Source organism: Mycobacterium sherrisii, from assembly GCF_002102355.1.
GTDB classification, from domain to species: domain Bacteria; phylum Actinomycetota; class Actinomycetes; order Mycobacteriales; family Mycobacteriaceae; genus Mycobacterium; species Mycobacterium sherrisii.
Genome location: NZ_LQPT01000019.1, coordinates 127,732 through 153,878, shown reverse-complemented (window position 1 = coordinate 153,878; position 26,147 = coordinate 127,732). Strand labels below are relative to the sequence as shown.

Here is a 26,147-nt window from a genome sequence, read left to right as displayed (position 1 = left end):
AACGCCAGCCGCGGTGGTTGTTCGCCGACCGTTGTCGCCCGGTCCACGGTGCGGACTTCGGAAGCGAAAGTAGATGAAAGCCAGTAGAAACTTCGACGTCGTTGTCGTCGGTGCAGGGGTCGGCGGCGTGGCCGCAGTGCGCAAGCTCGCGGCGGCGGGTCTTACGGTAGCCCTCGTCGAGAATCGGCTGCTCGGCGGGGAATGTCATTACTTTGGCTGCAACCCCAGTAAGACCCTGCTTCGGCCGATCGAGGTGTTCAACCTCGCCCGAACGGTCCCCGGTGTGCAGCAGAGGATTTCGGGTCACGGACCGGACGTCGCGGCCGTCTTCGCCAAACGCGACTCGATCATCGAACATCTCTCGGATGAGGACCGGCTGGACTCGTTGCGGCGAGCCGGTGCAACGGTGTTTCGTGGGTTCGGCCGGCTCAGCGGTGCGCGCAGGGTGTGCGTGACGTGCGCCGACAACAGCGAGGTCGTCCTAGCGGCACGCCACGCGGTGGTGGTGGCCACCGGTACTCGTCCTCACGTGCCGGAAGTCCCGGGGTTGGCGGATGCCCGCCCGTGGACCAATCGCGACTTGACCACCATGGCACGCGTGCCTCCCCGGGCCGTGGTGGTGGGTGCCGGACCGGTCAGCGTCGAGTTCGCGACCATCCTGACGGGTTTGGGTTCGGCGGTGACACTTCTGGCGCGCGGTAGCAGCCTGCTGCGCAATTGCGAACCCGAAGTCGGCGAGCTGATCGCGGAATCATTGCGCAGCAAGGGCGTCAAGATTCACTTCGACACGCAATTGTCGGCGGTGGTCCGACCCGTGCCGGGTGGCCCGGTCACCGCAACTTTTGGGGATCAGACCGTTGAGGTCGACGAGATCGTCCTGGCCGCCGGGCGGCTGACCAACACCGCCAACCTGGGACTGGAAACCGTGGGCTTGCTTGACGGCGAGCCAATTTCGGTGAACGACCATCTGCAGGCGGTCGGCGTCGCAGGCAATTGGCTTTACGCGCTGGGAGACAGCACAGGGCGTGCTCGGCTATCCCACATTTCGACCTATCACGGACGTCTCGTGGCCGAGATCATCGCGGCCCGGGCCGCGGGACGTGATCTGGGGGAAGACGAGTTGGCTGCGCGCGACGCCGGCACCGTGGCGCAGGTCATCTTCACCGAGCCGCAAGTGGTCAGGGTGGGGCGCACGGAAAGTCAGGCACGCGCCGAGGGGTTCACGGTGCGGACGCAAACCGCCCGCTACCCGGGCACATTGTCGTTTCTGGCCCTGTACCGGGACGGCTTCGACGGATGGGCGAAATTGGTGATCGACGCCGACACCAGCACGTTGCTCGGTGCGACATTCGTCGGGCCGGAGTTCTCCGAACTGGCACAAGGCGCCACCCTGGCGATCCTCGCGAAGGTCCCCACCAGTCTGTTACGCCATGCTGTCGCACCGCATCCCACGGTCAATCAAGTGTGGGATCCGCTGCTGGCCGAAGAATCCGAGCTGACCCGTTGACATGCTGGTGGCGCGAATCCGCACGTTCGGCGGTGAGGTGGAGATGCTACGAAAGGTAGCGGCCGGCTTACCACCGGTCGAGATGCACTACGTCGTCGAGCGGGAGCCGCTGGGCGCGACGAAAAGTACTGCCGGTGTAGTAGGCCGTCGGAATGGTGGTGGCGTGATAGACGTTGTCCGGCAAGCCAAGTATTGCCCGCATCTCTCCGTCGGCCATCACGGTCACCCCAGTCCAGGTGGTTCCCAAACCTCGAGAACGCGCGGCCAGCATATAGTTCCACGCGGCAGGCATGATCGAAGCCCAATACTTGTTCGAGTTGTCGCCCGTCAGCGTGACGTCACCGTCGACGAGCTCGACGCAGGGGATCATCAAGACGGGCACTTCCCCGAGGTGCTCGGCAAGGTAGGCAGCACTATCAAATACCTTGTGCTGCTCGCGATTACGCACCGGGTCGTCCTCGAACCGCTCGGCGACTGCGAAAGGGGACGTGGCGATCATATTCCAGGTGCGGCGATACACGTCGGCGATCGCGCGACGTTGTGCGGCGTCGGTGACCACGATGAAGCCCCAGTTCTGCAGGTTGGACGATGTCGGCGCCTGCACCGCGATCTCCAGGCATTCGCGGATCAGGCCGAGCGGAACAGGTCTGGTCAAGTCGAGACGTCTTCGCACCGACCGCGTTGTGGTCAGCAGCGCGTCGACGGACAAGTCGACGACTGGGTAGTCGCTCATGCCGGCAGGACGGCGACGACTTCGACTTCCACACGAATGTTGGGCCATACCAACCCATCGATGATGGCGAGCATCGCCGCGGGCTGGTGGCGGACGATGTCCTTGCTCACCGCCATGTAGGCCGCCGCATTGTCGCGATTGGTGAGCCACTGACGCATGTAGACGATGTCGGTCACCTTGGCACCCGCCTTGGCAAGCGCATCTTCGACATTGGCCCAGCACTGCCTGGCCTCGTCGGAGAAGTCCTCCGGCAGGGTGCCATCTTCGCGTACGCCGGGCGTGCCCGACACGAAAACCTGTGTGCCGCCCGCGGGTACGGCAATAGCGTCGGCGTATGCGGGGGCGATGTGTGCGCCCACTCCGGTGTAAAACCTGTTGGTGGTGGTGGTCATCTCGATCCTCCTAGGTGTCGGTGCGCGTGAAAGCTGGCCGGTGTCAATGTCATCGGTACGAAGTGTCTCGTCATCAGATCGGCTCGCCGGGGAACTTCACGTCGAAGCGTTTGCATAGTTCGGGCACACTGTCGACGTCCATGTCCAGGTGGTACCGCGCACAGAGTTCGTCCAAGTCCGCTGTCGATATCTTGTCCACGCCGCCGCGGTCGGAAAGTTCGTCGAAGAACTGCTCGAATCCCGCGGGCGAGATGATCTCCAGGATGCGCGCCGGCTCGTCGCCCGCGTTCCAGAACGTGTGCCATTGGCCGCGTGGCTTGAAGATGAAATCGCCAGGACCGCCGTAGAGCACCTCATCGCCCAGCAGGGCGCCCACGCGTCCTTCGATGATCCAGCTGTACTCGTCTTCGTTGTGGTGGCGGTGCAGCGCCGAGGCGAGCGCCCGGGGTGACATCGGGTGTTCGAGGACCGAGAAGCGGCCGTCCGCCTGAGCCTCGTCGACGATGTGCCGGACGCCGACCGTCCCGAGGAACACTGACTTGCCTTCGGTGCGTCCGACAGATCTAGCCGGCGGACCCCCCGGCCTCAAGATGTCGTCGGTCACGGATCGCCCCTTTCAACTCTCATATTTCGATGGTATTACCCAGCGCGCCAACGGGTTCCGGTCCGCGACGGTGCAGGACCGAGCCGGGCTAGTTTCGGCCAGCCATGAAGCCGCCGTCGACATTGAGAATCGCCCCGGTGACCCAGCTCGCTCGGTCGGAGAGCAGATAGCTGACCGCGTTGGCGACATCGGACGGGGTCCCGACGCGTCCCAGCGGGTGCAGCGGCGCGAAACTGTCGAGCGTGGCGTCGATTTCGTCTTTGGGGACCCAGCGCTCGAGAGCGGGGGTCTTGACGGCGGCGGGTGCGACGGCGTTGACGCGGATGTTGTGCCCGGCAAGCTCGATGGCCAGGTTGTGGGTGAGCGCGTGTAGCCCGGCCTTCTGCATCGAGTGCCCGGTCGATGGGGTGTGACCGATGGCCTGATGCGCCCACATGCTGCCGATGTTGACGATCGACCCGCCCTCTCCCCGGGCGATCATCCCCGTGACAACGGTCTGCGTCAGGAAGAACAGGGCGTAGTTGAGTTCCATGAACGAGTCGTAGAACTGCTCGTCGTACTCGAGAAATGTTTTGGGCGTAAAGATTCCGGCCGCGTTCACCAACAACGTCGCATCGTTGTGCTGCTCGCAGAGCTCGCGCCGCACCTCGGCGATCGCGGCGCGATCCGTCAGCTCAGCGGCGATGCCCCAGGCACGGCCCGAGCGCCTCGTCAGCTCGGCGACGGTGTCGTCGACACGGGTTTTCGAGCGCCCGATGATCACCGCGCTGCCGCCGTGCGCAACCACATCGATGGCAGCCTGCCGACCGATGCCGGCGCTGCCGCCGACAACGATGATTTTCTTGGCCTCAAAATGCATTCGGGGTCCTTTCTCGGCCGCGAAGTCCGGCACCAGGGGGACACTCGCGCCCCGTGCGGGTGGTACCGACACTGCGTCCACGCCGGGTGAGCTGTCATCACCCCAGCCGTGGATTCACCCGGGTGAGTGGTGAACCGAGGAGGAACGGACATGCCGGTTGGGGCATTCTCGACGCGGGTGAGAGCGGGCTCAGCATGAGTTCCGGCGCGCGTTTTCCGGTCGATCTAACCGGTGATCCGCTCGCCAAGATCGGACGCAGCTAACCGCCATCGCGCGTATTCTGACCCCTATGGTTAAGACCAAAACCAAGATCAGGACCTGCATACACTGCGGTCACACATTCGATGTGAATGACCAGCGGCGTGACGTGTCCGATCCGGAATGGCTTCCGCTCGCGGCGGCCTACTGTTCGCATGAGTGCAGCGACCAGTTCCATTGTGCGATGGGGCATTGCTGCTCGGCCCATACGAAAGACAAGGCTCGGCGCGAGGCCGCGAAGGCGGCCAAGCGCGAAAGGTAAGCGCGGCCCCGGACGGATTTCTGTCAAAGCCGTGCCCTCGGTGGTCGGCTCGAGCCGGCCACCGAGGGCACCGAGCGGAGAGCGCCGCCTTCCTCTCATGGTCAGGAGGTAACGGCCGCGGATCCCCGGTCCATTTCGCGCACATTTTCGGCCACACCGCGCACGACTTGGTGCGGTAGCAGCTGCTAGGTCTGCCGATCCAGCGGCACCGCGTGTCGAGGCTGGTGCAACAGTGCGCGAACCAGGGGACGCGGCCCGACGGACCGAAGCATCTGGCTGGCCGGGCGGACCCGTACCCGCTTGGGCCACCAGAACCAGCGGCCCATCACCGTCATGATCGACGGCGTGATCAACGATCGCACGACGAAGGTGTCGAACATCAAGCCGAGCCCGATCGTCGTGCCGAACTGGCCGATCGCCCGCAGGTCGCTGGTGATCATCGTCGCCATGGTGACGGCGAACACCAGACCGGCCGCGGTCACCACCGGGCCGGTGAGACCCATGCCGCGGATGAGTCCCGTTTTCAGTCCGGCCCCGATCTCTTCCTCGATGCGGGACACCAACATCAGGTTGTAGTCCGACCCCACCGCCAGGAGCACGATCAGCGCGAATTCGGTTGCCACCCAGTGCAACTGGAAGTTGAGAAGGTGCTGCCAGATCAGTGTCGAGAAGCCGAAGGCGGCGCCCAGCGACATCACGATGGTGCCGACGATGACGCCTGCGGCGACCAAAGCGCGGGTGACGATCACCATGATGATGAAGATGAGCACAATCGAGGCGACCGCGGCGATCAGCAGGTCGTACTTGGCGCCGTTGGCGATGTCGTAAAACGTTGCGGCCGTGCCGCCGAGGTAGATGTCGGCGTTTTGCAGCGAGGTGAGTTTCAGCGCCTCCTTGGCCGCGTTGCGTTCCTTGTCGACGGAGGCGATTCCTTCCGTCGTCGCAGGGTCGACCGAATGAGTGATGATGAAGCGGGCAGCCTTGCCGTCCGGCGACACCATCAACCGCAACCCCAGCTGGAAGTCCGGGTTGGAGAAGATTTCGGGCGGCAGGTAGAACAGGCTCTCGATCTGAGAGTCGTTGAAGGACTTGCCCATTACGGCATTGGTGTCGGTCAGCCGGTCGAACTGGTCGATCAGGCTGTCGAACGTGCTGTAGATGGTCAGCGTCGTGTCGCGGATGGCTTTCGTGACGGCGATGTTCTCCGGAATGATCGCCAGCAGCTCGCGCGTGGCCGTCGCCGTGTTCTTGAGGTCGCCGGTGAGGGAATGGAACTTCTCGGCGAGTTGATCGAACCCGTCCAAGGCGTCGAACAGGCTCCGCAGCGACCAGCAGATCGGGATGTCGTAGCAGTGCTTCTCCCAATAGAAGTAACTGCGAATCGGTCTCCAGAAATCGTCGAAATCCGCGATATGGTCCCGGATCTCGTCCGTGATGGCCGCGGTTTCCCCGGTGGTTTTCGAGCTGTCGTCCGCGGCGTCAGCGAGCCGCTGGGTGACCGCGTACTGGCGCTCCAAGAGGGTGATCTGGGTGTCGAGGAAACCCGTGATCTTCTTGATATCGCCGACGCGGGCCTTCAGGTAATTGAGGTTGTCGCGGATGGGCGCGGTCTGCACACTGAGCTGGAACGGAACAGACCCATCTTGAATCGGTGGTCCGAGCGGTCTGGTGATGCTCTGCACCCGTTCAATGCCGGGCACTCGGAAGATGGCTCCGGCGATCTTGTCCAAAACCAGCATGTCGGTGGTGTTGCGCAGGTCGTGGTCCGATTCGATCATCAGGATGTCCGGGTTCAGCCGGGCCTGGGTGAAGTGTCGATCGGCAGCGTCGTACGCCTGGACCGAGGACGCGCTCTTCGGTAGGTAGTACAGGTCGTTGTAGCGGGGGTTGAAGCCAGACAATCCCAGGGCGCCGACGATCGCCAAGATGACGGAGGTGGCGAGGATGGGCGCCGGCCACCGCACGATGGCCGTCGCCAGGCGGCGCCACCGGGTGTAGTTGAACTTTCGCTTCGGATCGAACAAACCGAAGCCGCTCGCGAATGCGATCAGCGCCGGTGTCAGCGTCACCCCGGCGGCCACCACCACCAGCAGGCCAATTGCGCAGGGAAACGCCAGCGAACTGAAGTAGGGCAGCCGGGTGAAATGCAGGCAGGCCAGCGCGCCGACGATCGTCAAACCCGAACCCAGCACCACCTTGGTGACCCCGGCGAAGGTGTCGTAATAGGCGGCTTCGCGGTCCAGTCCCCGCTCGCGACCCTCTTGATAGCGGCCCACCATGAAGATCGCGTAGTCGGTCCCGGCCGCGATGGCCAGTGCCGTCAGCAGGTTGACGGCAAAGGTCGACAGGCCCATGATGCCGGTGTCGCCCAGCAGTGCCACCACGCCCCGGCCGGTGGCCAGTCCGACGAACAGGATGACCATCGTCAGCAGCACGGTGCCGATCGAGCGATAGACGAACATCAGCATGATCGCGATGATGATGATGGTGATAATCGTCATCTTGAACAGGCTCGCGTTACCCACGACGATCGTGTCGTCGGTCAGGGCTCCCTGGCCCGCGACGTAGGCCTTCACCCCCGCCGGCGGGTTCGAGTCCGCGACGATCTGGCGAACCGCATCCACCGACTTGTCGCCGACGGCGCCGCCCTGGTCACCGCGCAGGTTGACCTGGACGTAGGCGGACTTATGGTCGTAGCTCTCGACACCCGAGGCGGTAAACCGCTGCCCCCAGAAGTCGAGCGTATGTTCGACGTGCTTGGTGTCCTGCTTCAGCTTCTTGACCAGCTCGTCGTAATAGTGGTGAGCGTCCTCGCCGAGAGGCTTGTCACCGACCAGGGTCACCAGCACGAGGTTGTCGGAGTCATACTCCTTGAACTTTTCCCCGATGTGCTTCATCCCGGTCACCGACGGCGCATCGGCGGGCGACAGCGGCACCGAGACATCCTCGGCAACGGCCTCCAATTGTGGGACGAAGACGTTGACCACGACCGCGATCAGCAGCCAGATCACGACGATCGGCAGTGCCAGGACGCGAATGGTGCGCGCCAGCCGCGGCTTCCGCTCAAGTTCGTAGTGCGGCACGACCGGGAGTTCGTCCGTGTCGCTCCCGCTGTCGGTCACGCGGATTTATCCAAACAGGAAACCTGCGCGTTGTGCCCGTCGGATTGTTGCTGATCGACTAATTTGCCGTCGACGGTGATCCGGCAGCCGATCGTGGAGCTGTCACCTTGGGCCACGATATAAGCGAAGATGCCAGGCATTTCCGCGACGATCGTCTGCGACCACGGCAGCGTGGTGAAGTTGGCCTTCTGCGGTTGCGCGTCGGCGTCCATCCAGTTGACGACGCCGGTCGTCCCGGCCGGTCCCAGAATTTCGTAGACGGCGGTCTTGGCCGCATACGGCGGGGTCGCATCCCGGGGATCGGGTTTGGGCAAGCCCTGTCCCGGGAAGACGCCGTGCAGCCGGTCCACGGCGACACCGCCGATGATCAGTGCGACCACTACCACCAACGGCACCCATGCACGTCTTAGAAGCGTCAACACCGTGTCTCCTGCAGGGGAGTGCTCGAGGGCCTGATATTAAGGCATTCCATCCTGTCTGGCACCGTTGCGCAAGCGCGTGAGCCGTCGAGTTAATTCCCGCGCTGCCCGCGGACTGCCGCACTGCAACAGGGGAAGTCACTTGAACGTCTAAGCGTCATGGATGCTATCTGCGTCGCGCAGCGGCGGTCTACTGGCAAGAGCGGGTTGCGCATTCGGTCGATCTCGGCACAACGCGGCGATGTCGCAGGCAAGGGCCGGGCAAACCGCGGCGGTATCGGTGATCCCCAAGGCGGAGCTCAATGCGCCCAGGGCGAATAGGGCCCCGCTGACCTCTAAGGCACGGGCAAATCCGGCGGCGCTTGCTGTGCCGGCGGTGATCAGACCCAGCGACCCGATCGACGCCAGCGCCGCCAGCCGGGATGCGGCGTTGTTGATTGCCGAGGCCAGACCGCTGCGGTCGGTCGGCACCGACGCGAGCATCACCGACGTCAGTGGCGTGATCGTCGCGACGAGTCCCAGCGCCAGCACGGTCATTCCGGGCAGCAGGTCTGTAATCGCATGGAATCCTTGAGGTTTCGGACGGATCAGCAGCAGCCCAAGCCCCGCGAGGGTGGGTCCGGCGATCAGGAACGCTCGTGGTCCCACCCGCGCGGCGACGCGACCGACGTGACGGGCAAACATGAACGACAGCAAGGGAATTGGCAGCGTGGCCAGTCCGGCCGCGGTTGCGGAGTAGCCGCCCACCTCCTGGGTGTACAGGGCGATGGCCAGCGATGCCAGCGTCAAGGCGCCATAGACGAAGACGGTGACGAGGTTGGCGGCGGCGAAGTTGCGAACGGTGAACAGCGGCAACGGAAGCATCGGATTCCCGCTGCGCTGCTGCCAGCGCACGAAGCCAGCCAGGGCGGTAAGCCCGATCACCGATGGCGTTACGACCGTGGGGTCGGCCCAGCCATAGCGTTGCGCTTCGATTAACGCATACACGGTCGCGGCCAGCCCCACCGCCGACAGGCTCACCCCGGCGACATCGACACGGGCGCCTTGGACCTGCCCTGACATCGGGCACAGCCAGAAGGTCAGCGCATACCCGACCACCATGGGGACCGCGGAGAGGATGAAAATCCAACGCCAGCCCAGAAAGTCGACGCACAATCCGCCCAACAGCGGGCCCAACGCGAAGGCGGTTCCGGTCCACCCGGTCCAGATGCCAACCGCCGCGGATTGGCGCGCTCTGTCGAACACCGTGTTGATCAGCGCCAACGACCCCGGTACCAGAAACGCCGCGCCCAGGCCCTGGATGAGGCGTGCGACGATCAGCGTGGCCGGCGAGGTGGCGGCCGCCGCCAACACCGACCCGGCCCCGAAAGTCATCAGCCCGAACCGCATCACCGGAACGCGGCCGAACAAATCGGAGATGGACCCGCCGGGCAGAATCGCCACCGCCATGGCCAGCAAGTAGCCGTTGACGGTCCACTGCTGTAACGCCAGGCCGCCGTGCAAGTCGTGCTCGATAGCGGGCAATGCCAGATTGATCACGGTGGAGTCGAGAAGCGCCACCATCGACACCGTCACCGCGACCACCATCGCACGGCTCGTCGGTGGCGCGTCGCGCAACGTCATGGTCGGATCCGTTGGGCCAGTGTCGCTGGTTGGATCTCAGAGCCGTTGTGTGCGCGGGTCATCCGTGCTGTCTGCCTGGGGCGGCGGGCCGCGAGATGGGGCGGAGCAACTCCCGATAGGGTCCGGGTACCAAGTCCGAGTATTTGGGGTGGCGCAGGATGTAGTCGCCGGTGACCTTGCACCGGGGGATGACGGTGTGGCCGGCCCGACGGATCAGTTCGAGCACACCGGAGATCATCGCCGAGGAGATACCCCGGTCTCGCCACGGCGCGTCGACTTGGGTGGCCATCAACACGATGTGTCCGCGGTAGCGTCGGTATGGCTGCTGACCGATCACCTGGTCGCCGACTGTCGCCTCGAACCGATTCGCCTGGGCGTTGTCGGTAACGAACATCTTAAGGCCATCGTGTGCTCGACGTTCGATACTGCCCATCGGGGTTGGCAATTCGCTCACAGTCAATATCCCTCCGTGGTCATCTCAAGCAACGGCGTGGCGGGCATCAACCGCGAGCGGACTTCGCCAGGTCGCGCATTGCTCCTGCCGCGTAGTGTGGCCACACGAGGTCGCGCAACGTGCTGGGGCATAAGCCCCAGAATACGTGTGACGACGTACTGGGTCCAGTACCCCAGTATATGGTCCGACCAACCTCGAAGCCAACAACGGTCCACGCCAGTCGGCAATACAAAGTACCGACGCCGCTCTCGTTGTGCCAGAGTTGCGTAGGCGCACGGGTTTACATGACCACTTACGGCGCCGCGGTCGGTAGTGCCGCGGTGCGAACATGAGTGGGTTGATAACCCCAATAGACTGTGCAATCATCGCTGGATAACGGGTCTGGCATGCGGGCGCCATGCGGGTGAGTGCCGCTAGCAACGGGCCATCACATGCAACTTCGCAAAGGTTGATCATGAAGATCGTAGTTATCGGTGGTCGTGGGCTGATCGGCGGCAAAGTGGCGTCGAAGCTGGGCGCGCAGGGGCACGACGTCGTCGCCGCCTCACGGCGGTCAGGTGTCGATGCGCTGACCGGCGAGGGTCTGGCCAATGCCCTCGCCGGCGCGGACGTCCTCGTCGACGTCGCCGATTCGCCCGTGTTCGACGATGAACCCGTGCTGCATTTCTTCACGACCACGACAAGGAATCTGCTGGCTGCCGAACGGGAAGCCGGCGTTAGCCACCATGTCGCGTTGTCCGTGGTGGGCTCGCAGCGAATGCCCGACAGCGGCTACAACACCGCGAAAGGAGTTCAAGAGAATCTCATCATGGATTCGGGCCAGCCCTATTCGATCGTGCGGGCAACGCCGTTTTACGAATTCGCGCTTGGCTTAGCCGATTCCGCGACAGTAGGAGATGTTGTCCGGCTGCCGCACGCGTTGTTTCGTCCCATCGCCGCCGACGATGTCGCCGCTGCCGTGGCCCGCGCAGCCGTTGAGCGTCCGATCGACAGCGTGGTGGAGATCGCCGGACCCGAAGAGATCGGTATGGACGACTTTGTGCGCGCGGGCCTCGCCGCCGCGGGCGACTCACGTCGGGTCGTGGCCGACGCGCGTGCGCCCTACTTCGGTGCCACGATCGACGACCGCACCCTCGCGCCGGCCGACGACGCCGTCATCTTCGCCACTCGGTACGGCGACTGGATCACCGCATCGTGCGACCGTCGCGCCGCGGAGGGATGACACGCAATGCGCAGACCGTCCCTACCGCCTCGTCCCCACCCTGTTCTGCGTGCCCGGACGGCCGATACGCGAATGGGTTCCCGAAGCGGAGTTTGAGCAGCGAAAGCGACTGCGCGACACTGCTGTTCAACGCGCATGATCCGGTCCTGTGCCCCCGCCCGCACGTCGAGGGCTTGGTTTGGTGCTACGGTGCGAGCGTGATGAGGCCGGGCTCGAGGGGCGGCTGCGTTGTCGTGCCCGCAGTACCTCCGCCGTTGCCGCCACCGCCGGCAGCCGGCGGGCCGACGACTGGAGGAGCTTTCTTCGGTGGGGGCGCGGGCGCCATCACGTGTGGTGAGGTCATCTTGTTTGCGTTCGGTACCTGCGGAAGCGGAACCGGTGCCGGTTCCTGGATCTCGTTCGGATACGACGCGAGTACAACCCGACGCCGACCGGTCCACGCGACGGGGTTGCCCGGGCAATAAGCGCCCACCGCTGCCTTAAAGAAAAGGGTCTCGCTACGCGCGACCCTGCCTGGGTCGCGCCCGGGCGTCACGACGTTAGCGTTGTCCACCAGCGCCTGCACCACTGCGTCGGGGGGCATGCCGCCACCGAGCAACGCACAGATTTGGTGGGCCGTGTCGATGAGCGCCGGGACACCCGAAATGGGCCCAATGCCTTCTTGATTGAGCAATTCCACGAAATGATCGTCTTGGCTTGAGTTGGCCGCGGCCGCGCCGCCCTGCAGAATTGTGGCGCCGCATAGCGCTGCAATGGTGGCGACGAGATAGGACGCGCGAGTGATGATGCCGGCGAACATGTGAGGTTCCGTTCTGCTGAGGCCGTTCCCTGACGGGATGCCGACCACACCCGGGGTTGGCTCCCGGGGCAGGCACGTGTGGGCTTCCCGGTTCCGGACCGGCGTTCGGATGAGGGTGCGCATCCAAGTCGTGGCCGCCAGGACGGCCCGAACCAACTACCCCCACCCCGCGCGCGCCACCGTTAGCCCGCGTTGACGCGGACCTGATGGATTCGGTCCGGTTCCCGCCAGACTTTGCATGCGATGGCACGGCTGGGCTGACGACTGTGCGGGACCGAATTGACATTTGCCACCCCGCTCGGATAGTGGCATGGATCGTTGGCTTCAGAGCCGTCCGCCACCTGTTTTCTGGCAAATCCTGGGCGGATACGCGATGGACAGCTGCCTCAACGACGTCGCGACCGGCTCGCTACGCCCAATTTGTTTCAGCGTCACCTCATCATCCTCGCAATATCTTGCGGGGGACTGAATTTTACTTGTGAGATACCTGTACGTTTCTTTCAGTTCACTGTCTGGACATCTCAGTCGGTCGGCCGGTAGCAGCGGTGGGCACCACCGCGCGGTCCGGACTTTCATCACCCGTTCCCGCGTGGGTGCCGGTGAGACGGCTGTGGTGCCCGTAGTTCAGCGCTGTGCGGCAACGGATTTCGAAGCGGTTGGAATCGCCTGTGGCAGAGATCGATTGCGCCTTCAGGGTGCAAGGGTGATGACGCCCGGCTCCGAGGGTGGCTTGGTGGTAGGGCCGCCAACACCACCGCCAGAACCGGCGCCGCCACGTTGGCCGGGCGGGGTTCCGACGACCTGAGGTAGCCGCTGCGGCGGGTGCGCGGGCGCCAGCACGTGCGGTGAAATCAGTCGATTTGCGTTCGGGACCCGCGGGACCGGACCCGGCGCGGGTTCGGAAACTCCCTGCGAAAACGACGCAAGTACAAACCGGTGCTGCCCATTCCATCCTGCGGGGCTGCCTGGGCAGTAGGCCGCCACCGCGGCCTTGAGGAAAAGGGTCTCGCTGCGTGCGAGCCTGCCCGGGTCGGCCCCCGGCGTCACCGCGTCAGCGTTGTTCACCAGCGCCCGTACTACCGCATCCGGCGACTTGCCCCCGCCAAGCAACCCGCAGATCTGGTGGGCTGTGTCGATCAGTGCCGGCACGCCCGAGACAGGCGGGATGCCTTCTTCAGTGAGCAGCGCCAGAAATTTGTCATCCTGGCTGGGGCTGGCCGCCGCCGTGCCCGCCTGCAGCATTGCGGCGCCGACTAGCACCGCAAAGGCGGTAACTGCGGAGCCGACGCGAGTGGTGATGCCAGTGAACATGGTTAGGGGTTTCCGTTCTGCGAGGGGTGTTATCTGCGGGGAGGCGACCGCGCCGCGCAGTGATGCGAGGCCGGCGTTTGAGTCAGAGTTCACAGCCAAGGCCGTGGCCGCCGGGACGGACGTGCCACGGCGCGGTCGAAGTACCGCGTAACCGGCACCCGGCCGTATGCCGGGGCGTAGAAGTGTGTGGGATCGCATTGACGTTCGCCAACCCGCTCGGTTGCGAGCACCATTCGTTGGCATGAGCACGGTCCGCTACCTGTTTTGGGCCAGTGTTTGGCGACGGCGCGATGGATCAATGCCACGCTGACGTGGCGACCGGCTCGCTACGCCTGTTTTGTTCAACTTGATTTGAGGATGAACCACAGAACTTACGAGGGGCTGCGCGCTGGTTGGGAGGTACCTGTAGTTCGCGTGTGACTCACCTGTGGCCGACCCGCCAGCGCGTCAAATATCTTGAGACGAAGTCACATTCGGCGTAGACCTCATCGCGGTGCGGTGGGTTTCTTATCTAGGAGTGTCAAGGATCAACCGAAGTAACTGTCAAGCATCAACCGAAACACTGTCGCCCGTCACCCGACATAGATATGCCAAGCATCACCCGAGGTAATACATGACAAAAGTGCCCCCGGCAGGATTCGAACCTGCGACACCGGCTTTAGGAGAGCCGTGCTCTATCCCCTGAGCTACGAGGGCGGACGGGCCTGAGCATACCGGGACGGCAAACCCAGGACCGATTGCCGCAGTTTGTCAGCGCAGTTCCGCGATGACCTTGGCGAAGTTGTCGATGTTGTTGTCCTGCACGGTGAAGGAGGACACCCCGTACTTCTCCCGATATCCCAGCAAGGTATCGGCAATCTCGCGGGGCGAACCGCTGAGCACCGCGGGCTGGGAAAGGATCTGCTCGTCGGACAGGTCCGGGGCGTAACTGCGGGTCAGCTTCAAATCCGGCTCGGTCTCACCGACCCGCGGCATTGCGGTGATGGCCAGGTTCAGCTCGAGTGAATCGAAGCGGTCCCGGGCGGCGTTGCGGACGAAGTCGATGCGTTCGGCGAAAGGGTCGTCGACGGCGCGCACCTTGGAACCGGTCAACCCGATGATGTCGGCGTTGCGGGCCGCGATGGTTAGCACCCGGTCGCCATTGCCGGCGATGATCAGCGGCGTCGACGGGTGGTGTTGCTTGAGGTACTTCGTCATGTGTTCGAGGTGATCGACCCGGGCGCCCGCGCTGGGATACGGGATCTCCGCGGCTTCGAACTCTTCGCGCACGTAGCCGGTTCCCAGACCGATCTCGAGCCGACCGTCGCTGAGCAAGTCGAGGGCTTGCATGTCGCGACTGAGCAGGGCCGGCTTGTAGAACGCGGCATTGAGCACGTACATGCTCAGCCGCAGCGTGGTGGTGGCCATCGCGACCGCGGTCAGGGTCGGGAACGGTGCCGCTGCACCCAAATGATCGGGCACACAAAGGATGTCGAATCCTGCGTCTTCAGCGCGCTTGGCCTTGTCCAGCAGCGCCTCGCGTGATTTGTAGAAGCGCATGCTCATCCCAAAGCGAAAGTCCTTGGCCACCATCAACCTCCGTATCAAAAGCCCAAACAATTACCAGGAGCGAGCCGCGGCCACCAGGCCCTGCACCAGGGCAGACGTGACCGACGACAGGCCATCAGCACCCGGCAGCGGGCTGCGCGGACTGAGACCCCGAACGCGAACCGACAACTCCAGCTGGGTGCCGCCGTCGCGTACCCGGTTGACCGGGTTGTCCGGATGTAACCCCCGCAGTTCCATCGGAATGTCGTCGAGGTCGGTGACCACCGCATAGCCCTTGAGCTGAATGTGCCGGGCGAGGCACGCGGCCAGCGCGCGGTTGCGGCCACCGGCCAGCAGCTGTGTGCTGCGCCCGATGCGGCCGTAGCCGTGCAGCGAGACGGCGACGTCGACGTGGTCGAGGAACTCGGCCAGCCGGGGCGACTCGGCGGGGTCGAACCGCGACGACGGCAAGTGGTGCGGGTAGCGGTCGGGATGCCGCACCAGGTACACCGACGCGCCGGCCGCCTCGGCCGCGCGTTCGGCGATGACGTCGGTCATCTGTTCCAGCCCGCCGCCGTGGATGGCCAGGAAGCCGAACCGCGACCGCAGTCGACTTTGCTCGACCACCCCGGGCGCGCTCAGCAGTTCCGAAAGCGACTGTGGCCCAGCCTCGGTCGACGATCTAGCGGCAGCCGGGCGCGGCCAGTTCGCCGGATCCCAGCGCCGCAGATAGTCGATCCAACGTTGCGGAAGCCCGTGCTGGACCGCGCCGTCGATGATGATTGGCAAGTAACCCGGACGAGGCGGTCCGGGAGTCACCCGGTGGTCGATGTACACCCACGCCGGTGACGGCCCGCCGTCGGTGTGCACGGTCAGCCGGTCTCGGCGGTAACGCACCGGAACACCCTCGGCGCTGTCCAAGACGGTCAGGTCGTGATCGGAAACCTGCCAGAGCACGCCGTGCACCTCGGTGCCGGCGATCGGTTCGACGGTTGCCACGCCGCGCTGATTGATCAGCCACTCATGGTCGGACAAGACTGCCGGCCGCGGGTCGGCCGCGTCGGGACAGCGCCGCGCCATCTGCTTGACGCACAGGTTCGACCCATATGCGAAGTAAGCATGCCGGCGCGTCCGCATTCAGCTGCTCACCGTTGGGCAAATTGGCACGAGCTGAGCCTATGTGCTTCGCATAGCTATGTAAAAGGAGGCGCATGTCGAAATGCCGGATGTCGCGCAAATGATTCGGAAGGCCCCTGCGAGCGGCCCGGCAATGTCGACGGGAAAATAGCTTTCCATGCGAGGGAAGCTCATCGCGATCATCGGCGTGGTCGCCGCCCTTGCGGGGTGCGGCGACACAACGAACCCGACGGCCACCACCGTGACATCCACCGTGCCACCGGTCACCCACACCGTCACGGTCACCGCGACCCCGCCACCGCCGCCGGGACCGAAGACCACGATGCCGGCAAACGGCACCTTCCTGGTCAACACCGACATCGCGCCGGGCACCTATCGCACCGACGGCGGCTCTTCCTGCTACTGGGCTCGGCTGAGAAGCCTGAATACCAGCGATGTGATCGACAACAGCGTCGGCGATGGCCAGCAGGTGGTCGCGATCCTGCCGACGGACACCGCCTTCGTGACCCGCGGTTGCGGCACGTGGGCCAAGGTTGGCTGACGGTCGCCCGGCGCTACGGACACTGCTACGGGCAATAGGTGGCCACGGCGAGGTTCACCATCGCCGCGACGTCACCGAAGCTGACGCCGCGCGGGCCCAATGTGTTGTGCACGTCGTCGGCAATCTGTTGGGACGACCAGGCATTCCACCGGTCGGCACAAATATGGTGCGCCATCAGGATGATGTCGTTGTCCTCATTGGGCGGCCAGCTGAACCCGAGGCCGCGCATCTTGACCAGGAATCCGTCGTCGACCGCGTCGGCGGCCGCCACTGCCGCGGTCGTCACCAGGGCGGTGCCGATCAGGAAGGGGGCCGCTAGTCGTGCCAGCCAGAGGGGTGCGGGCATGGGACGCGTTTCCCTTCCGTCGTCGTGCGGGTCGCGTCAGTTTGCGCGCTCGAAGCGGCGGGCAAATGAAAAGCCGAAAAAGCCTGGGCGAATCCTGTGCCAGACCACAAGGCGCGTCGGCTGCTTTACGGTTTGGGCGCCGGGACCGCGTTTCCGGCCAAGCAATCGTGAAGTTCCTGAGTGCCCGGAGCAAAGTCGAATCCGCAGTTGCATTCGTGGACTTGCTGGGGGTTGCCAAGTCCACTGCAGTAGGGGGTCTCGGCCGAGGCCGACGGGGCGCTCCACATGACGGCAGCGGCCAGCGCCGCGCTCGCCGTCCCGACCGCGGCCATCACTACTCGAGCTTTCATGGTGTGGGGTCCTTTGCTCTGGATGTGCTCTGGATGCGTTCGAAGCAGCATCTCATCGGGTTGGCTGTCCCGCAGCGCGAAGCATTGCCTACCGCCCCTGCACGGTCAGATAGATCAGCACCACATTCAGCAGCGTGACCAACAATGCGACCGCCCAGCCGATGGCAGTCGTGATGGGGTGATTGGTGTCGTCGCCCATCAGCTTGCGATTGCTGGTGAGCCGTACCAGCGGCAGTACCGCGAACGGGATACCAAAGGACAGCACCACTTGGGAGATCACCAACGACCGGGTGGGATCGAGTCCGAACGCCAGCAGCGCCACGGCCGGGCACAGCGTGACCAATCGGCGCACCATCATCGGTATCGATCGATGCAGCAGGCCCTGCATGATCATGGCGCCGGCGTAGGCACCCACCGACGAGGACGCCAGGCCCGATGCGAGCAGGCCGACCGCGAACAGCACCGCGATGGTCGGGCCGAGCGTGCCGTGGATCGCGCTGTAGGCCCGGTCGATCGAGGCGATGTCTTGCTGCCCGCGCAGATTGATCGCGGCGACCAGCAAGATCGCGGCGTTCACCGTCCCCGCGACGGCCATCGCCAACACCACGTCCACGCGGGTAACCCGCAATAGCCAGCGCCGTTCGCGGCCGGGCTCGGGATGCCCGTGGCGATCCAGCACTAGGCCGGAGTGCATGTACACGGCGTGCGGCATCACGGTGGCGCCCAGGATGGCGGCCGCCAGCAGCACGCTTTCCGTGCCCTGGAACCGGGGCACCAGGCCGGCGAGCATGGCACCCGGCGGCGGGGTGGTGACGAAGAAGCTGGCGGCGAACCCCACCGCGATGATCAGCAACAATCCGGTGATGACACGTTCGAAGATGAGCTGTCCGCGGCGGTCTTTGATGGCCAACAGCAGCATCGAGATGACCCCGGTGATCACCCCGCCGAGCGGCAACGGCAGCCCGAACAGGATCCGCAACGCGATCGCTCCGCCGATGACTTCGGCGACATCGGTTGCAATCGCGACGATTTCGGCTTGTGCCCAAAAGGTCAGCCGCAGCGGGCGGCCCATGTCCTTACCGATCGCCGCGGGCAGCGACCGTCCTGTCACCAGCCCGAGTTTGGCCGACAAATATTGCACCAACCCGGCCATCACGTTGGCAGCGACGATTACCCACAGCAGCAGATAACCCAGCTGCGCGCCGGAGCTGACATTTGCCGCGACGTTGCCCGGATCGACGTAGGCGATGGCGGCGACGAATGCCGGCCCGAGCAAATACCAGCTTGCCTTGAACGAGGCCCGGGTGTCCTGCGTCAACTGACCGACCTTCGATCCGCATTACCGAATGAAAAAGTGAGGGTATCCGATACCTGCGGCTGCGGCGCGCCGGGGTTAGGTGGCGCCGATGCTGCCGCCGCCGTCGACCCGAATGATCTGACCGGTCACGTAGCCCGCATCCTCGTGCAGCAATGTGCAAATCACGTGGGCAATTTCGGCGGGAGTGCCGACGCGCTGCAGCGGAATGCCCCTGAGCAGAAGGGCTTCGCGCTCCGATCCGACGGGGCTGCGCTCGCGGTACATCTCGGTCTCCGTCGGGCCCGGGGCCACCGCGTTGACGGTGATGCCCGACGGCGCGAGCTCGCGCGCCCAGATACGAGTCGCCGTCTCCAAAGCACCCTTGGCCGCGGCATAGGGGGTTCGTTCGGCCACGCCGAGTGTCGTCAGGCTGCTGACGTTGACGATGCGTCCCCATCCCGCCTCGACCATGCCGGGCAGCGCGGCCTGGACCACCTGGACCGCGGTGCGCACGTTCATGTCGTAGGCGAGCGAGAGATCGTCCAGATCGACCGAGCCGATGTGGCCGAACCGTGCCAGCCCGACATTGTTGACCACCGCGTCGACCGGGCCGTCGGCGACGATCTGCTCGAGCACGGCCGCCGTCGCCTGCCGGTCGGCCAAATCCACCGCGCGAAACTCGCCGGGAAAGTCCGACGGTGCGCTGCGCGCCAATCCGATGGGCTCGTGGCCGTCGGCCACCAGGCGGTCGACCACCGCACGCCCGATTCCCTTCGACGCCCCGGTGACCAGCACCCGCCGCTTCGACATCGCGTTCCCCTTCGGCCCCGTTGCCCCTTCGGCCGGGACAGTCGAACAGGGCAACGTCGAACCGGCACGGTTCATGCCGTGGCCTGGATCACTCCGGCGAATACAGCCCCCTGCCGGTGATCAGCGGAAGGTCGAGAGCGGTCACGATCCCGGGCGGGGCGGCCACCACGGCGGGGATCGCGTTGACCACCCGCATGGCGGTGGCGACCAATCCCGCATGGTTGTGATCGCCCTTGCGGCTACCCAGGCAGACGTCCATGGCGTACGACGGTTCGCCGGTGATCTCGACGCGGTAGGACCCGCCCGGCTGGGCAGGCTGCGGCCACTGTGGACACAGGTCCTCGCGCAGCCGGGTCACGTGTTCCAGGACGACGACCGGGCGCTCGTCGACCATCCCCTTCACTTCGAAGCGCAGCGCCGCCGCGGTGCCCTCGGCGATGTGCCCCGACGCGATATCGAAATCCTCGCGCGCCGGCACCCGGACGTATTCCTGGGTAACCTCGTCGAGCGAGACGCCCAGTCCCGCCGCCAACTGCCGGACCACCGATCCCCACGCCAAACTCAACACGCCGGGTTGCAACAGCATCGGGATGTCGTCCATCGGCTTCCCGAATCCCATGACGTCGAACATCACCTCGGCGCTGTCGTAGGTCGCGTAGTCGACGATCTCCATGCACCGCACCTGTTGAATGTTCTGGCAGGTGCCGGCCAGGGCCAACGGCAGCAGATCGTTGGCGAAGCCGGGATCGATGCCGTTGACGTAAACGCTCGAATTGCCCTCGCGGGCAGCATCTTCCAGCGGCTGGATGAGCTCTTGCGGGATGACCTCCCACGGATACTGCAAAAAGACCGGGCCGCTGCCAACGATGTTGATGCCGGCCGCCAGCGCCCGGCGGTAGTCCTCGAGCGCCTCGGGCAACCGGTTATCGGCCAGGGCGTTGTACACCGCGCACTGCGGCCCGGTGGCCAGCACGGCATCCAGATCGGTGCTGGCCAGCACGCCGGTCGAATCCGCAAGTCCGGCAAGCTCCGCCGCATCCTTGCCGGCCTTGGAATCCGAGGACACCCACACGCCGGTGAGCTCGAAGGCGGGGTTGGTGATGAGTGCTCTCAACGCGTGGATACCGACATTGCCGGTGCCCAACTGGACGACGCGAATGGGCATAAGGGGCTCCTTCACTGGCGGCTGATCACAGGTCCGGGACGGGGATGTCGAGATTGGGGAAGGTCAGACCCCCGTCAACCTCGAGTGTCTTGCCGGTCAGGAAGCTGCCGGCGGGCGACGCCAAATACACTGCCGCAGCGGCAATGTCGACGGGATCGCCGAGACGGCGCATGGGCGTCACCTTTTCCATCGGCTTGCGCAGTTCATCGTTGGAGGCCACCACGTCCAGCGCGGAGGTGAGGATCGATCCCGGGGCGATGGCGTTCACCCTGATGCGCGGGCACAGATCGAGCGCGGCCAAGCGGGTGTAGTGCGACAACGCGGCCTTGGCGGTGCCGTAGGCGGCGAATCCGCGCCCGGCCAGCCGGCCCATGGTCGAGGTGATGTTGATGATGCTGCCCTCACCAGAATGCTCCAGGATCAACGGCACGGCCGCGACGGTCAGCGCATGGGCGGTGGCGACGTTGAAGGTGAAGGCGTCCTTGAGGTCTTTCGTCGAGGTGGTGAGCAGGGTGTTGGGCATGGTCCCGCCCACGTTGTTGACGACGATGTCGAGTCGTCCGAAGGCCTGCACCGCCTGCTCCGCCAGCTTGGCGGTGGCGTCGGGATGTGCCAGATCGGCGGCGACGGTGTGGGCCCGGCGGCCCGCCGCCCGGACCTGTTCGGCGACGGCCTCTAGTTGAGATTCCGTCCGCGATGCGACGAGCACGTCGGCGCCCGCCTCGGCGAACGCCACCGCGATCGCCGCCCCCAGTCCCCGGCCCCCACCAGTGATGACGGCGACTTTGTCGTCGAGACGGAACCTATCCAGGATCATTACGGCCTCTCTTCGTTGAGGTGTCGGCCGAAACGGAAATAAGACTGTCCGTCTCGGATCGGGGCATTTCTGAAACAGGTTCTAGTTTGGCATATGCCGGTAATGATGCATCGACCGATTCCGCGTAATTCTGCGCAATGTCCGGCACGATTATCGGCGTCACCGGGATCGACGGCGATAATCGTCCACCCATGTCTTACCGGGCCTCGCTAAGACCCTGGCGGACAACCGATGTTCGCACTGGGTGTGCGGGCCCGGCGCGACCGTCGTTCATTCGGACGGCGCTTTCCTCCCGGTCGGCCGAACACCACGATTGTCACCCGGTGTGCACCGTCTGCTCGGGGGCGACGACCCCGCCAAGTTTTGCCGAGCGTTAACCTGTTCGTACTGTGGCTTCATGTTCGCGACTCAGACGGTTGATTTTGTAGGCTGCTGCGGCCAGGGCCGTGGCGTTCAATCGTAAAGGTGAGGAACTGACTTGAAACTCAACCGGTTTGGCGGCTTAGTAGGCGTGCTGGCTGCAGGGGCATTCGTCATTTCGGGATGTGGCAGTGACAACAACGCGTCTGGAGGTAGCTCGGCGACGAGTGCGTCCTCGGGGAAGGTGGCTTGCGGGGGCGCCAAAACGCTGAAGGCGAGCGGGTCGACGGCCCAGGCCAACGCCATGACCCGGTTCGTCAAGGCGTTCGAGCAGGCCTGCCCGGGCCAGACGCTGAACTACACCCCGAACGGATCGGGTGCCGGCATTCACGAATTCACCGGCAAGCAAACAGATTTCGGTGGCTCGGACTCGCCGCTGAGTCACGACGAGTACGCGGCCGCGCAACAGCGCTGCGGTTCGCCGGCGTGGAACCTGCCCACGGTGTTCGGGCCCATCGCGGTCACCTACAACATCAGTGGGGTTTCGTCGCTGAACCTCGACGGCCCGACGCTGGCGAAGATCTTCAACGGAAGCATCACCTCCTGGAATGACGGCGCGATTCAGGCGCTCAATGGCGGGGTTACCCTGCCCAACCAGCCGGTTCACGTCGTCTTTCGCAGCGACGAGTCCGGCACCACCGACAACTTCCAGAAATACCTCGACGCCGCGTCCAATGGCGCGTGGGGCAAAGGTGCCGGCAAGAAATTCAACGGCGGTGTCGGCGAAGGCGCCAGGGGCAACGACGGCAGCAGCGCGGCGGTCAAGGGAACCGACGGCTCCATCAGCTACAACGAATGGTCGTTCGCCCAGGCACAGCATCTGAACATGGCCAAGATCGTCACCTCGGCCAGCCCGGACCCGGTGGCGATCAGCACCGACTCGGTGGGCAAGACGATCGCCGGGGCCTCGATCACCGGGCAGGGCAACGACTTGGTGCTCGACACGATCTCGTTCTATCGGCCCAGCCAGGCTGGGGCGTACCCCATCGTCCTGGCGACCTACGAGATCGTCTGCTCGAAGTACCCCGACGCCCAGGTTGGCGCCGCGGTGAAGGCATTCCTGCAAAGCACCATCGGCGCCGGTCAGAACGGTCTGGCGGACAACGGATACATTCCCATTCCGGACTCGTTCGGGTCGAGACTGTCGGCCGCGGCGAATGCGATCTCGTGACCCCGAGCTCGTAGTGGTCGATCGACCGCGCGTCAATCCATCCGGGACAGAGCGCATCCTGGCGACATTTGACGCGCGTGCGGCCCGGCGGGGCGATCAAGTGTTCAAGTTGATCGCCATCGCCGCCGGGTCGACGATAGTGGCCGCGATCGTGCTGATCGCGATCTTCCTATTGGTCCGGGCCATCCCCGCGCTGCGGGCCAACCATGCGAACTTCTTCACCAGCGCCGAGTTCGACACCAGCAGTCCCGCGAAGCTGGCGTTCGGTATCCGCGACTTGCTGATGGTGACGGTGCTTAGTTCGGTCAGTGCCCTGGTGCTGGCCGTGCCGGTCGCGGTGGGGATAGCGGTGTTCCTCACCCAATACGCACCGGCCCGGTTGGCCCGCCCGTTTGCCGCCATGGTCGATCTGCTGGCCGCGGTGCCGTCGATCATCTTCGGGCTGTGGGGGATCTTCGTGCTGGCTCCCAAATTGCAGCCGATCGCCGAGTTCTTGAACCACCACCTGGGCTGGATCTTTCTGTTCAAAAGCGGCAACGTGTCCCTGGCGGGAGGCGGCACCATCTTCACGGCCGGAATCGTGCTTTCGGTGATGATCCTGCCGATCATCACTTCGGTTGCGCGCGAAGTGTTTCGGCAGACCCCGCGTATCCAGATGGAAGCGGCTCAGGCGCTCGGTGCCACCCGATGGGAGGTGATCCGGATGACCGTGCTGCCGTACGGCCGCAGCGGAGTCGTCGCCGCGTCGATGCTGGGCCTGGGTCGCGCACTGGGTGAAACCGTTGCGGTGCTGATCATCTTGCGGGCGGCGGCCCGACCGGGCAGCTGGTCGCTGTTCGACGGCGGGTACACGTTCGCCTCGAAAATCGCCTCCGCGGCATCGGAGTTCAGCGAGCCGCTGCCCACCGGGGCCTACATTGCCGCGGGCTTTGCGTTGTTCGTCGTGACGTTCGTCGTCAATGCGGCGGCACGCGCGGTCGCCGGCGGGAAGGTCAACGCGTGAGCATCGACAGCCTGCGCCAACCCGTCAAGCTCACCGTCCTGCAACCGCTGAGCCTGGGACGGCGGATCAAAAACCACCTCGCGACAACGCTTTTCCTCGCCTCCTTCGCCGTCGCCCTGGTGCCGTTGATCTGGTTGCTTGCGGTGGTGATCGCACGAGGCGGCTACGCCGTCACACGGCCGGGCTGGTGGACGCACTCGCTGCGGGGGGTGCTGCCCGAGGAATTCGCGGGCGGGGTCTACCACGCCTTGTACGGGACCGTGGTCCAGGCGGGGGTGGCCGCCGCGCTGGCGGTGCCGCTCGGTTTGATGACGGCGGTGTTCTTGGTCGAATACGGCTCCGGTCGGTTGGCGCGGGTGACCACTTTCATGGTCGACGTGCTCGCCGGGGTTCCCTCGATCGTGGCCGCGCTGTTCATCTTCAGTCTGTGGATCGCCACGTTCGGACTTCAGCAGAGCGCGTTTGCCGTATCGCTGGCGCTCGTCCTGCTGATGCTGCCGGTGGTGGTGCGCTCCACCGAGGAGATGCTGCGGCTGGTACCTGACGAACTACGCGAAGCCAGTTACGCGTTGGGTGTTGCCAAGTGGAAAACCATTGTGCGGATCGTCTTTCCGATGGCGATGCCGGGCATCATCTCCGGTGTCCTGCTGGCGGTCGCGCGCGTGATCGGCGAAACCGCGCCGGTGCTGATCCTGGTCGGCTACAGCCGGTCGATCAACCTCGACATCTTCCACGGCAACATGGCATCGTTGCCGCTGCTGATCTACACCGAGCTAACCAACCCGCAGCATGCGGGCTTCCTGCGGGTTTGGGGTGCGGCGCTGACCTTGATCATCATGGTGGCCGCGATCAACTTCGCCGCGGCGGCGTTCCGATTTCTGGCCAACCTGCGCCGGCCTTGACGGCCTCAGGAGCGTGACGACGCTTTCGCCGCGGTCTTCTTCGCCGGGGCCTTTTTCCCTGCCGTCTTCTTTGCCGTCTTTTTCGCGGGTGCCTTCTTGGCGGCCGTCTTCTTGGCGGGTGCCTCCCCGTTGCCGGAACGGGCCTTCACGCTGGCCTCCAGCTTGGCGAGCAGGTCGGAGACGTCTTCGGTCTCGTCCAGCTCCTTGGGCTGCTCCTCGGTGGTAAACGCTTCTCCGCCTTCGAGTTTCGCCTGGACCAGCTCGTGCAGCTGTTCCTGGTAGGTGTCGTGGTAGCGGTCCGGGTTGAAGTCTTCTGCCATCGACTCCACCACTTGGCCGGCCATCTTGAGTTCCGCGGGTTTGATCTCGACCTTCTTGTCCAGCACCGGAAAATCCGGGTCGCGGATCTCGTCCGGCCACAACAGGGTATGGATGACCATCACGTCACGCTTGCCGAAGTCTTTCACCCGCAACGCCGCCAACCGCGTCTTGTTGCGCAGCGTGAAGTGAACGATGGCCATCCGATCCGTCTCGGCGAGCGTCTTGGCCAGCAGCACATAGGATTTCGACGACTTCGAGTCGGGTTCGAGAAAATAGCTGCGGTCGAACAACATCGGGTCGACATCGCTGGCGGGGACGAACTCGAGCACTTCGATTTCGCGGCTACGTTCTTCGGGCAGGGTGGAGATGTCGTCGTCGGTGATGATCACCATCTGACCGTCGTCGGATTGGTAGGCCCGCGCGATGTCGCGGTATTCGACGACCTCACCGTCCACTTCGCACACCCGCTGATAGCGAATGCGGCCGTTGTCCTTGGCGTGCACCTGATGGAACTTGATGTCGTGGTCCTCGGTGGCGCTGTACACCTTGACCGGCACGTTGACGAGCCCGAATGCGATCGAACCCTTCCAGATGGAACGCATGCAGCCAGTATGCCCATACCGTTGCCGGCAAAACAGTCCGACAGGCCTTGTAAGCGGGGCGAGCACTGGGTCGGCTCAGGGCCCGGCCGTTGGGGCAGCCGCGGGTCCGGGTCGGCGGTGCGCGGTTTCCCGGAACGAAACCTGTTGACCGTCAACCCCTGTCGCTCACCAAC

At 64.7% G+C, this 26,147-nt stretch carries 25 protein-coding genes and 1 tRNA gene; 6 read left to right on the top strand and 20 right to left on the bottom strand.

All coding sequences use genetic code 11. The features are described from left to right. The first annotated feature begins 73 nt into the window (after positions 1-73). Positions 74-1,507: a dihydrolipoyl dehydrogenase family protein gene (locus AWC25_RS02220; RefSeq protein ID WP_069398459.1), complete on the top strand. Its 1,434-nt coding sequence runs from the start codon at positions 74-76 to the stop codon at positions 1,505-1,507. A 67-nt stretch (positions 1,508-1,574) separates the two neighbouring features. Here the strand turns inward: AWC25_RS02220 and AWC25_RS02215 are convergent, their stop codons facing one another. The 8 genes from AWC25_RS02215 to AWC25_RS02175 form a co-directional block, all read right to left on the bottom strand. Next, on the bottom strand, positions 1,575-2,240 hold the full coding sequence (locus AWC25_RS02215; protein WP_069398460.1) for a nitroreductase family protein: 666 nt from the start codon (positions 2,238-2,240) through the stop codon (positions 1,575-1,577). Next, the gene (locus AWC25_RS02210; protein ID WP_069398461.1) at positions 2,237-2,632 is read right to left on the bottom strand and encodes a Rid family hydrolase; all 396 of its coding nucleotides are present in this window, start codon (positions 2,630-2,632) and stop codon (positions 2,237-2,239) included. Before AWC25_RS02210 ends, AWC25_RS02215 begins: the two co-directional genes overlap by 4 nt. Positions 2,633-2,705: 73 nt before the next feature. Then, positions 2,706-3,236, bottom strand: coding sequence for a cupin domain-containing protein (locus AWC25_RS02205; RefSeq protein ID WP_232326876.1), 531 nt, complete (start codon positions 3,234-3,236; stop codon positions 2,706-2,708). An 88-nt stretch (positions 3,237-3,324) separates the two neighbouring features. Further along, positions 3,325-4,095 carry an SDR family NAD(P)-dependent oxidoreductase gene (locus tag AWC25_RS02200; RefSeq protein ID WP_085166346.1) on the bottom strand — a complete coding sequence of 257 codons (771 nt, stop codon included), beginning with the start codon at positions 4,093-4,095 and terminating at the stop codon, positions 3,325-3,327. A 705-nt stretch (positions 4,096-4,800) separates the two neighbouring features. Next, positions 4,801-7,737, bottom strand: a complete 2,937-nt coding sequence (locus AWC25_RS02190) for an MMPL/RND family transporter (protein WP_069398463.1) — start codon at positions 7,735-7,737, stop codon at positions 4,801-4,803. Beyond that, a complete protein-coding gene (locus AWC25_RS02185; protein ID WP_198166578.1) occupies positions 7,734-8,156 on the bottom strand; it encodes an MmpS family transport accessory protein in 423 nt (140 codons plus the stop codon). Before AWC25_RS02185 ends, AWC25_RS02190 begins: the two co-directional genes overlap by 4 nt. Before the next feature lie 150 nt (positions 8,157-8,306). Next, positions 8,307-9,779 carry an MFS transporter gene (locus AWC25_RS02180; RefSeq protein WP_085166281.1) on the bottom strand — a complete coding sequence of 491 codons (1,473 nt, stop codon included), beginning with the start codon at positions 9,777-9,779 and terminating at the stop codon, positions 8,307-8,309. Positions 9,780-9,837: 58 nt separating this feature from the next. Beyond that, positions 9,838-10,173 carry a GNAT family N-acetyltransferase gene (locus tag AWC25_RS02175; RefSeq protein WP_232326877.1) on the bottom strand — a complete coding sequence of 112 codons (336 nt, stop codon included), beginning with the start codon at positions 10,171-10,173 and terminating at the stop codon, positions 9,838-9,840. A 514-nt stretch (positions 10,174-10,687) separates the two neighbouring features. On the opposite strand from AWC25_RS02175, the gene AWC25_RS02170 reads away from it, so the two are divergent. Continuing rightward, entirely contained in the window at positions 10,688-11,455 is a 768-nt protein-coding gene (locus tag AWC25_RS02170; RefSeq protein ID WP_069398467.1) for an SDR family oxidoreductase, read from the top strand. Between the two features lie 184 nt (positions 11,456-11,639). On the opposite strand, the gene AWC25_RS02165 is transcribed toward AWC25_RS02170, so the two are convergent. The 5 genes from AWC25_RS02165 to AWC25_RS02145 form a co-directional block, all read right to left on the bottom strand. Further along, positions 11,640-12,254 (bottom strand): DUF732 domain-containing protein, encoded by a 615-nt coding sequence (locus tag AWC25_RS02165; protein WP_158089719.1) that lies wholly within the window; start codon positions 12,252-12,254, stop codon positions 11,640-11,642. Positions 12,255-12,944: 690 nt separating this feature from the next. Continuing rightward, positions 12,945-13,565, bottom strand: a complete 621-nt coding sequence (locus tag AWC25_RS02160; RefSeq protein ID WP_158089718.1) for a DUF732 domain-containing protein — start codon at positions 13,563-13,565, stop codon at positions 12,945-12,947. 623 nt (positions 13,566-14,188) lie between these two features. After that, positions 14,189-14,261: transfer RNA gene (locus tag AWC25_RS02155), tRNA-Arg, on the bottom strand. A gap of 54 nt (positions 14,262-14,315) precedes the next feature. After that, positions 14,316-15,140 carry an LLM class F420-dependent oxidoreductase gene (locus AWC25_RS02150; RefSeq protein ID WP_085166279.1) on the bottom strand — a complete coding sequence of 275 codons (825 nt, stop codon included), beginning with the start codon at positions 15,138-15,140 and terminating at the stop codon, positions 14,316-14,318. Between the two features lie 24 nt (positions 15,141-15,164). Then, positions 15,165-16,229, bottom strand: coding sequence for a poly-gamma-glutamate hydrolase family protein (locus tag AWC25_RS02145; protein ID WP_069398471.1), 1,065 nt, complete (start codon positions 16,227-16,229; stop codon positions 15,165-15,167). A gap of 157 nt (positions 16,230-16,386) precedes the next feature. On the opposite strand from AWC25_RS02145, the gene AWC25_RS02140 reads away from it, so the two are divergent. Further along, positions 16,387-16,770, top strand: coding sequence for an Rv1352/Rv1906c domain-containing protein (locus AWC25_RS02140; protein ID WP_069398472.1), 384 nt, complete (start codon positions 16,387-16,389; stop codon positions 16,768-16,770). Between the two features lie 25 nt (positions 16,771-16,795). Here AWC25_RS02140 and AWC25_RS02135 read toward each other — a convergent pair whose 3' ends face one another. From AWC25_RS02135 to AWC25_RS02115, 6 genes are all read right to left on the bottom strand, one after another. Further along, positions 16,796-17,116, bottom strand: coding sequence for a DUF732 domain-containing protein (locus AWC25_RS02135; protein WP_069398473.1), 321 nt, complete (start codon positions 17,114-17,116; stop codon positions 16,796-16,798). A gap of 125 nt (positions 17,117-17,241) precedes the next feature. Then, positions 17,242-17,466: a hypothetical protein gene (locus AWC25_RS26350; RefSeq protein ID WP_142278653.1), complete on the bottom strand. Its 225-nt coding sequence runs from the start codon at positions 17,464-17,466 to the stop codon at positions 17,242-17,244. A gap of 88 nt (positions 17,467-17,554) precedes the next feature. Further along, a complete protein-coding gene (locus AWC25_RS02130) occupies positions 17,555-18,784 on the bottom strand; it encodes an Nramp family divalent metal transporter (protein WP_069398474.1) in 1,230 nt (409 codons plus the stop codon). A gap of 75 nt (positions 18,785-18,859) precedes the next feature. Then, on the bottom strand, positions 18,860-19,573 hold the full coding sequence (locus AWC25_RS02125) for an SDR family oxidoreductase (protein ID WP_085166278.1): 714 nt from the start codon (positions 19,571-19,573) through the stop codon (positions 18,860-18,862). 88 nt (positions 19,574-19,661) lie between these two features. Further along, positions 19,662-20,738 carry an NAD(P)H-dependent amine dehydrogenase family protein gene (locus AWC25_RS02120; protein ID WP_085166277.1) on the bottom strand — a complete coding sequence of 359 codons (1,077 nt, stop codon included), beginning with the start codon at positions 20,736-20,738 and terminating at the stop codon, positions 19,662-19,664. A 25-nt stretch (positions 20,739-20,763) separates the two neighbouring features. Beyond that, complete coding sequence (locus AWC25_RS02115; protein ID WP_069398477.1) at positions 20,764-21,555, bottom strand: SDR family oxidoreductase; 792 nt, start codon at positions 21,553-21,555, stop codon at positions 20,764-20,766. A 478-nt stretch (positions 21,556-22,033) separates the two neighbouring features. Between AWC25_RS02115 and pstS the strand changes: the two genes are divergently transcribed. Genes pstS through pstA form a run of 3 tightly spaced genes read left to right on the top strand, consistent with a single transcriptional unit; the run spans position 22,034 to position 25,051 of the window. Continuing rightward, positions 22,034-23,146, top strand: coding sequence for a phosphate ABC transporter substrate-binding protein PstS (pstS, locus tag AWC25_RS02110; RefSeq protein ID WP_085166276.1), 1,113 nt, complete (start codon positions 22,034-22,036; stop codon positions 23,144-23,146). Beyond that, positions 23,133-24,149 carry a phosphate ABC transporter permease subunit PstC gene (pstC, locus tag AWC25_RS02105; RefSeq protein WP_084229109.1) on the top strand — a complete coding sequence of 339 codons (1,017 nt, stop codon included), beginning with the start codon at positions 23,133-23,135 and terminating at the stop codon, positions 24,147-24,149. Before pstS ends, pstC begins: the two co-directional genes overlap by 14 nt. Next, complete coding sequence (gene pstA, locus AWC25_RS02100; protein ID WP_069398479.1) at positions 24,146-25,051, top strand: phosphate ABC transporter permease PstA; 906 nt, start codon at positions 24,146-24,148, stop codon at positions 25,049-25,051. The genes pstC and pstA overlap by 4 nt, the downstream gene beginning before the upstream one ends. A 5-nt stretch (positions 25,052-25,056) precedes the next feature. On the opposite strand, the gene ku is transcribed toward pstA, so the two are convergent. Continuing rightward, positions 25,057-25,974, bottom strand: coding sequence for a non-homologous end joining protein Ku (gene ku, locus AWC25_RS02095; protein WP_085166275.1), 918 nt, complete (start codon positions 25,972-25,974; stop codon positions 25,057-25,059). Positions 25,975-26,147 lie beyond the last annotated feature (173 nt).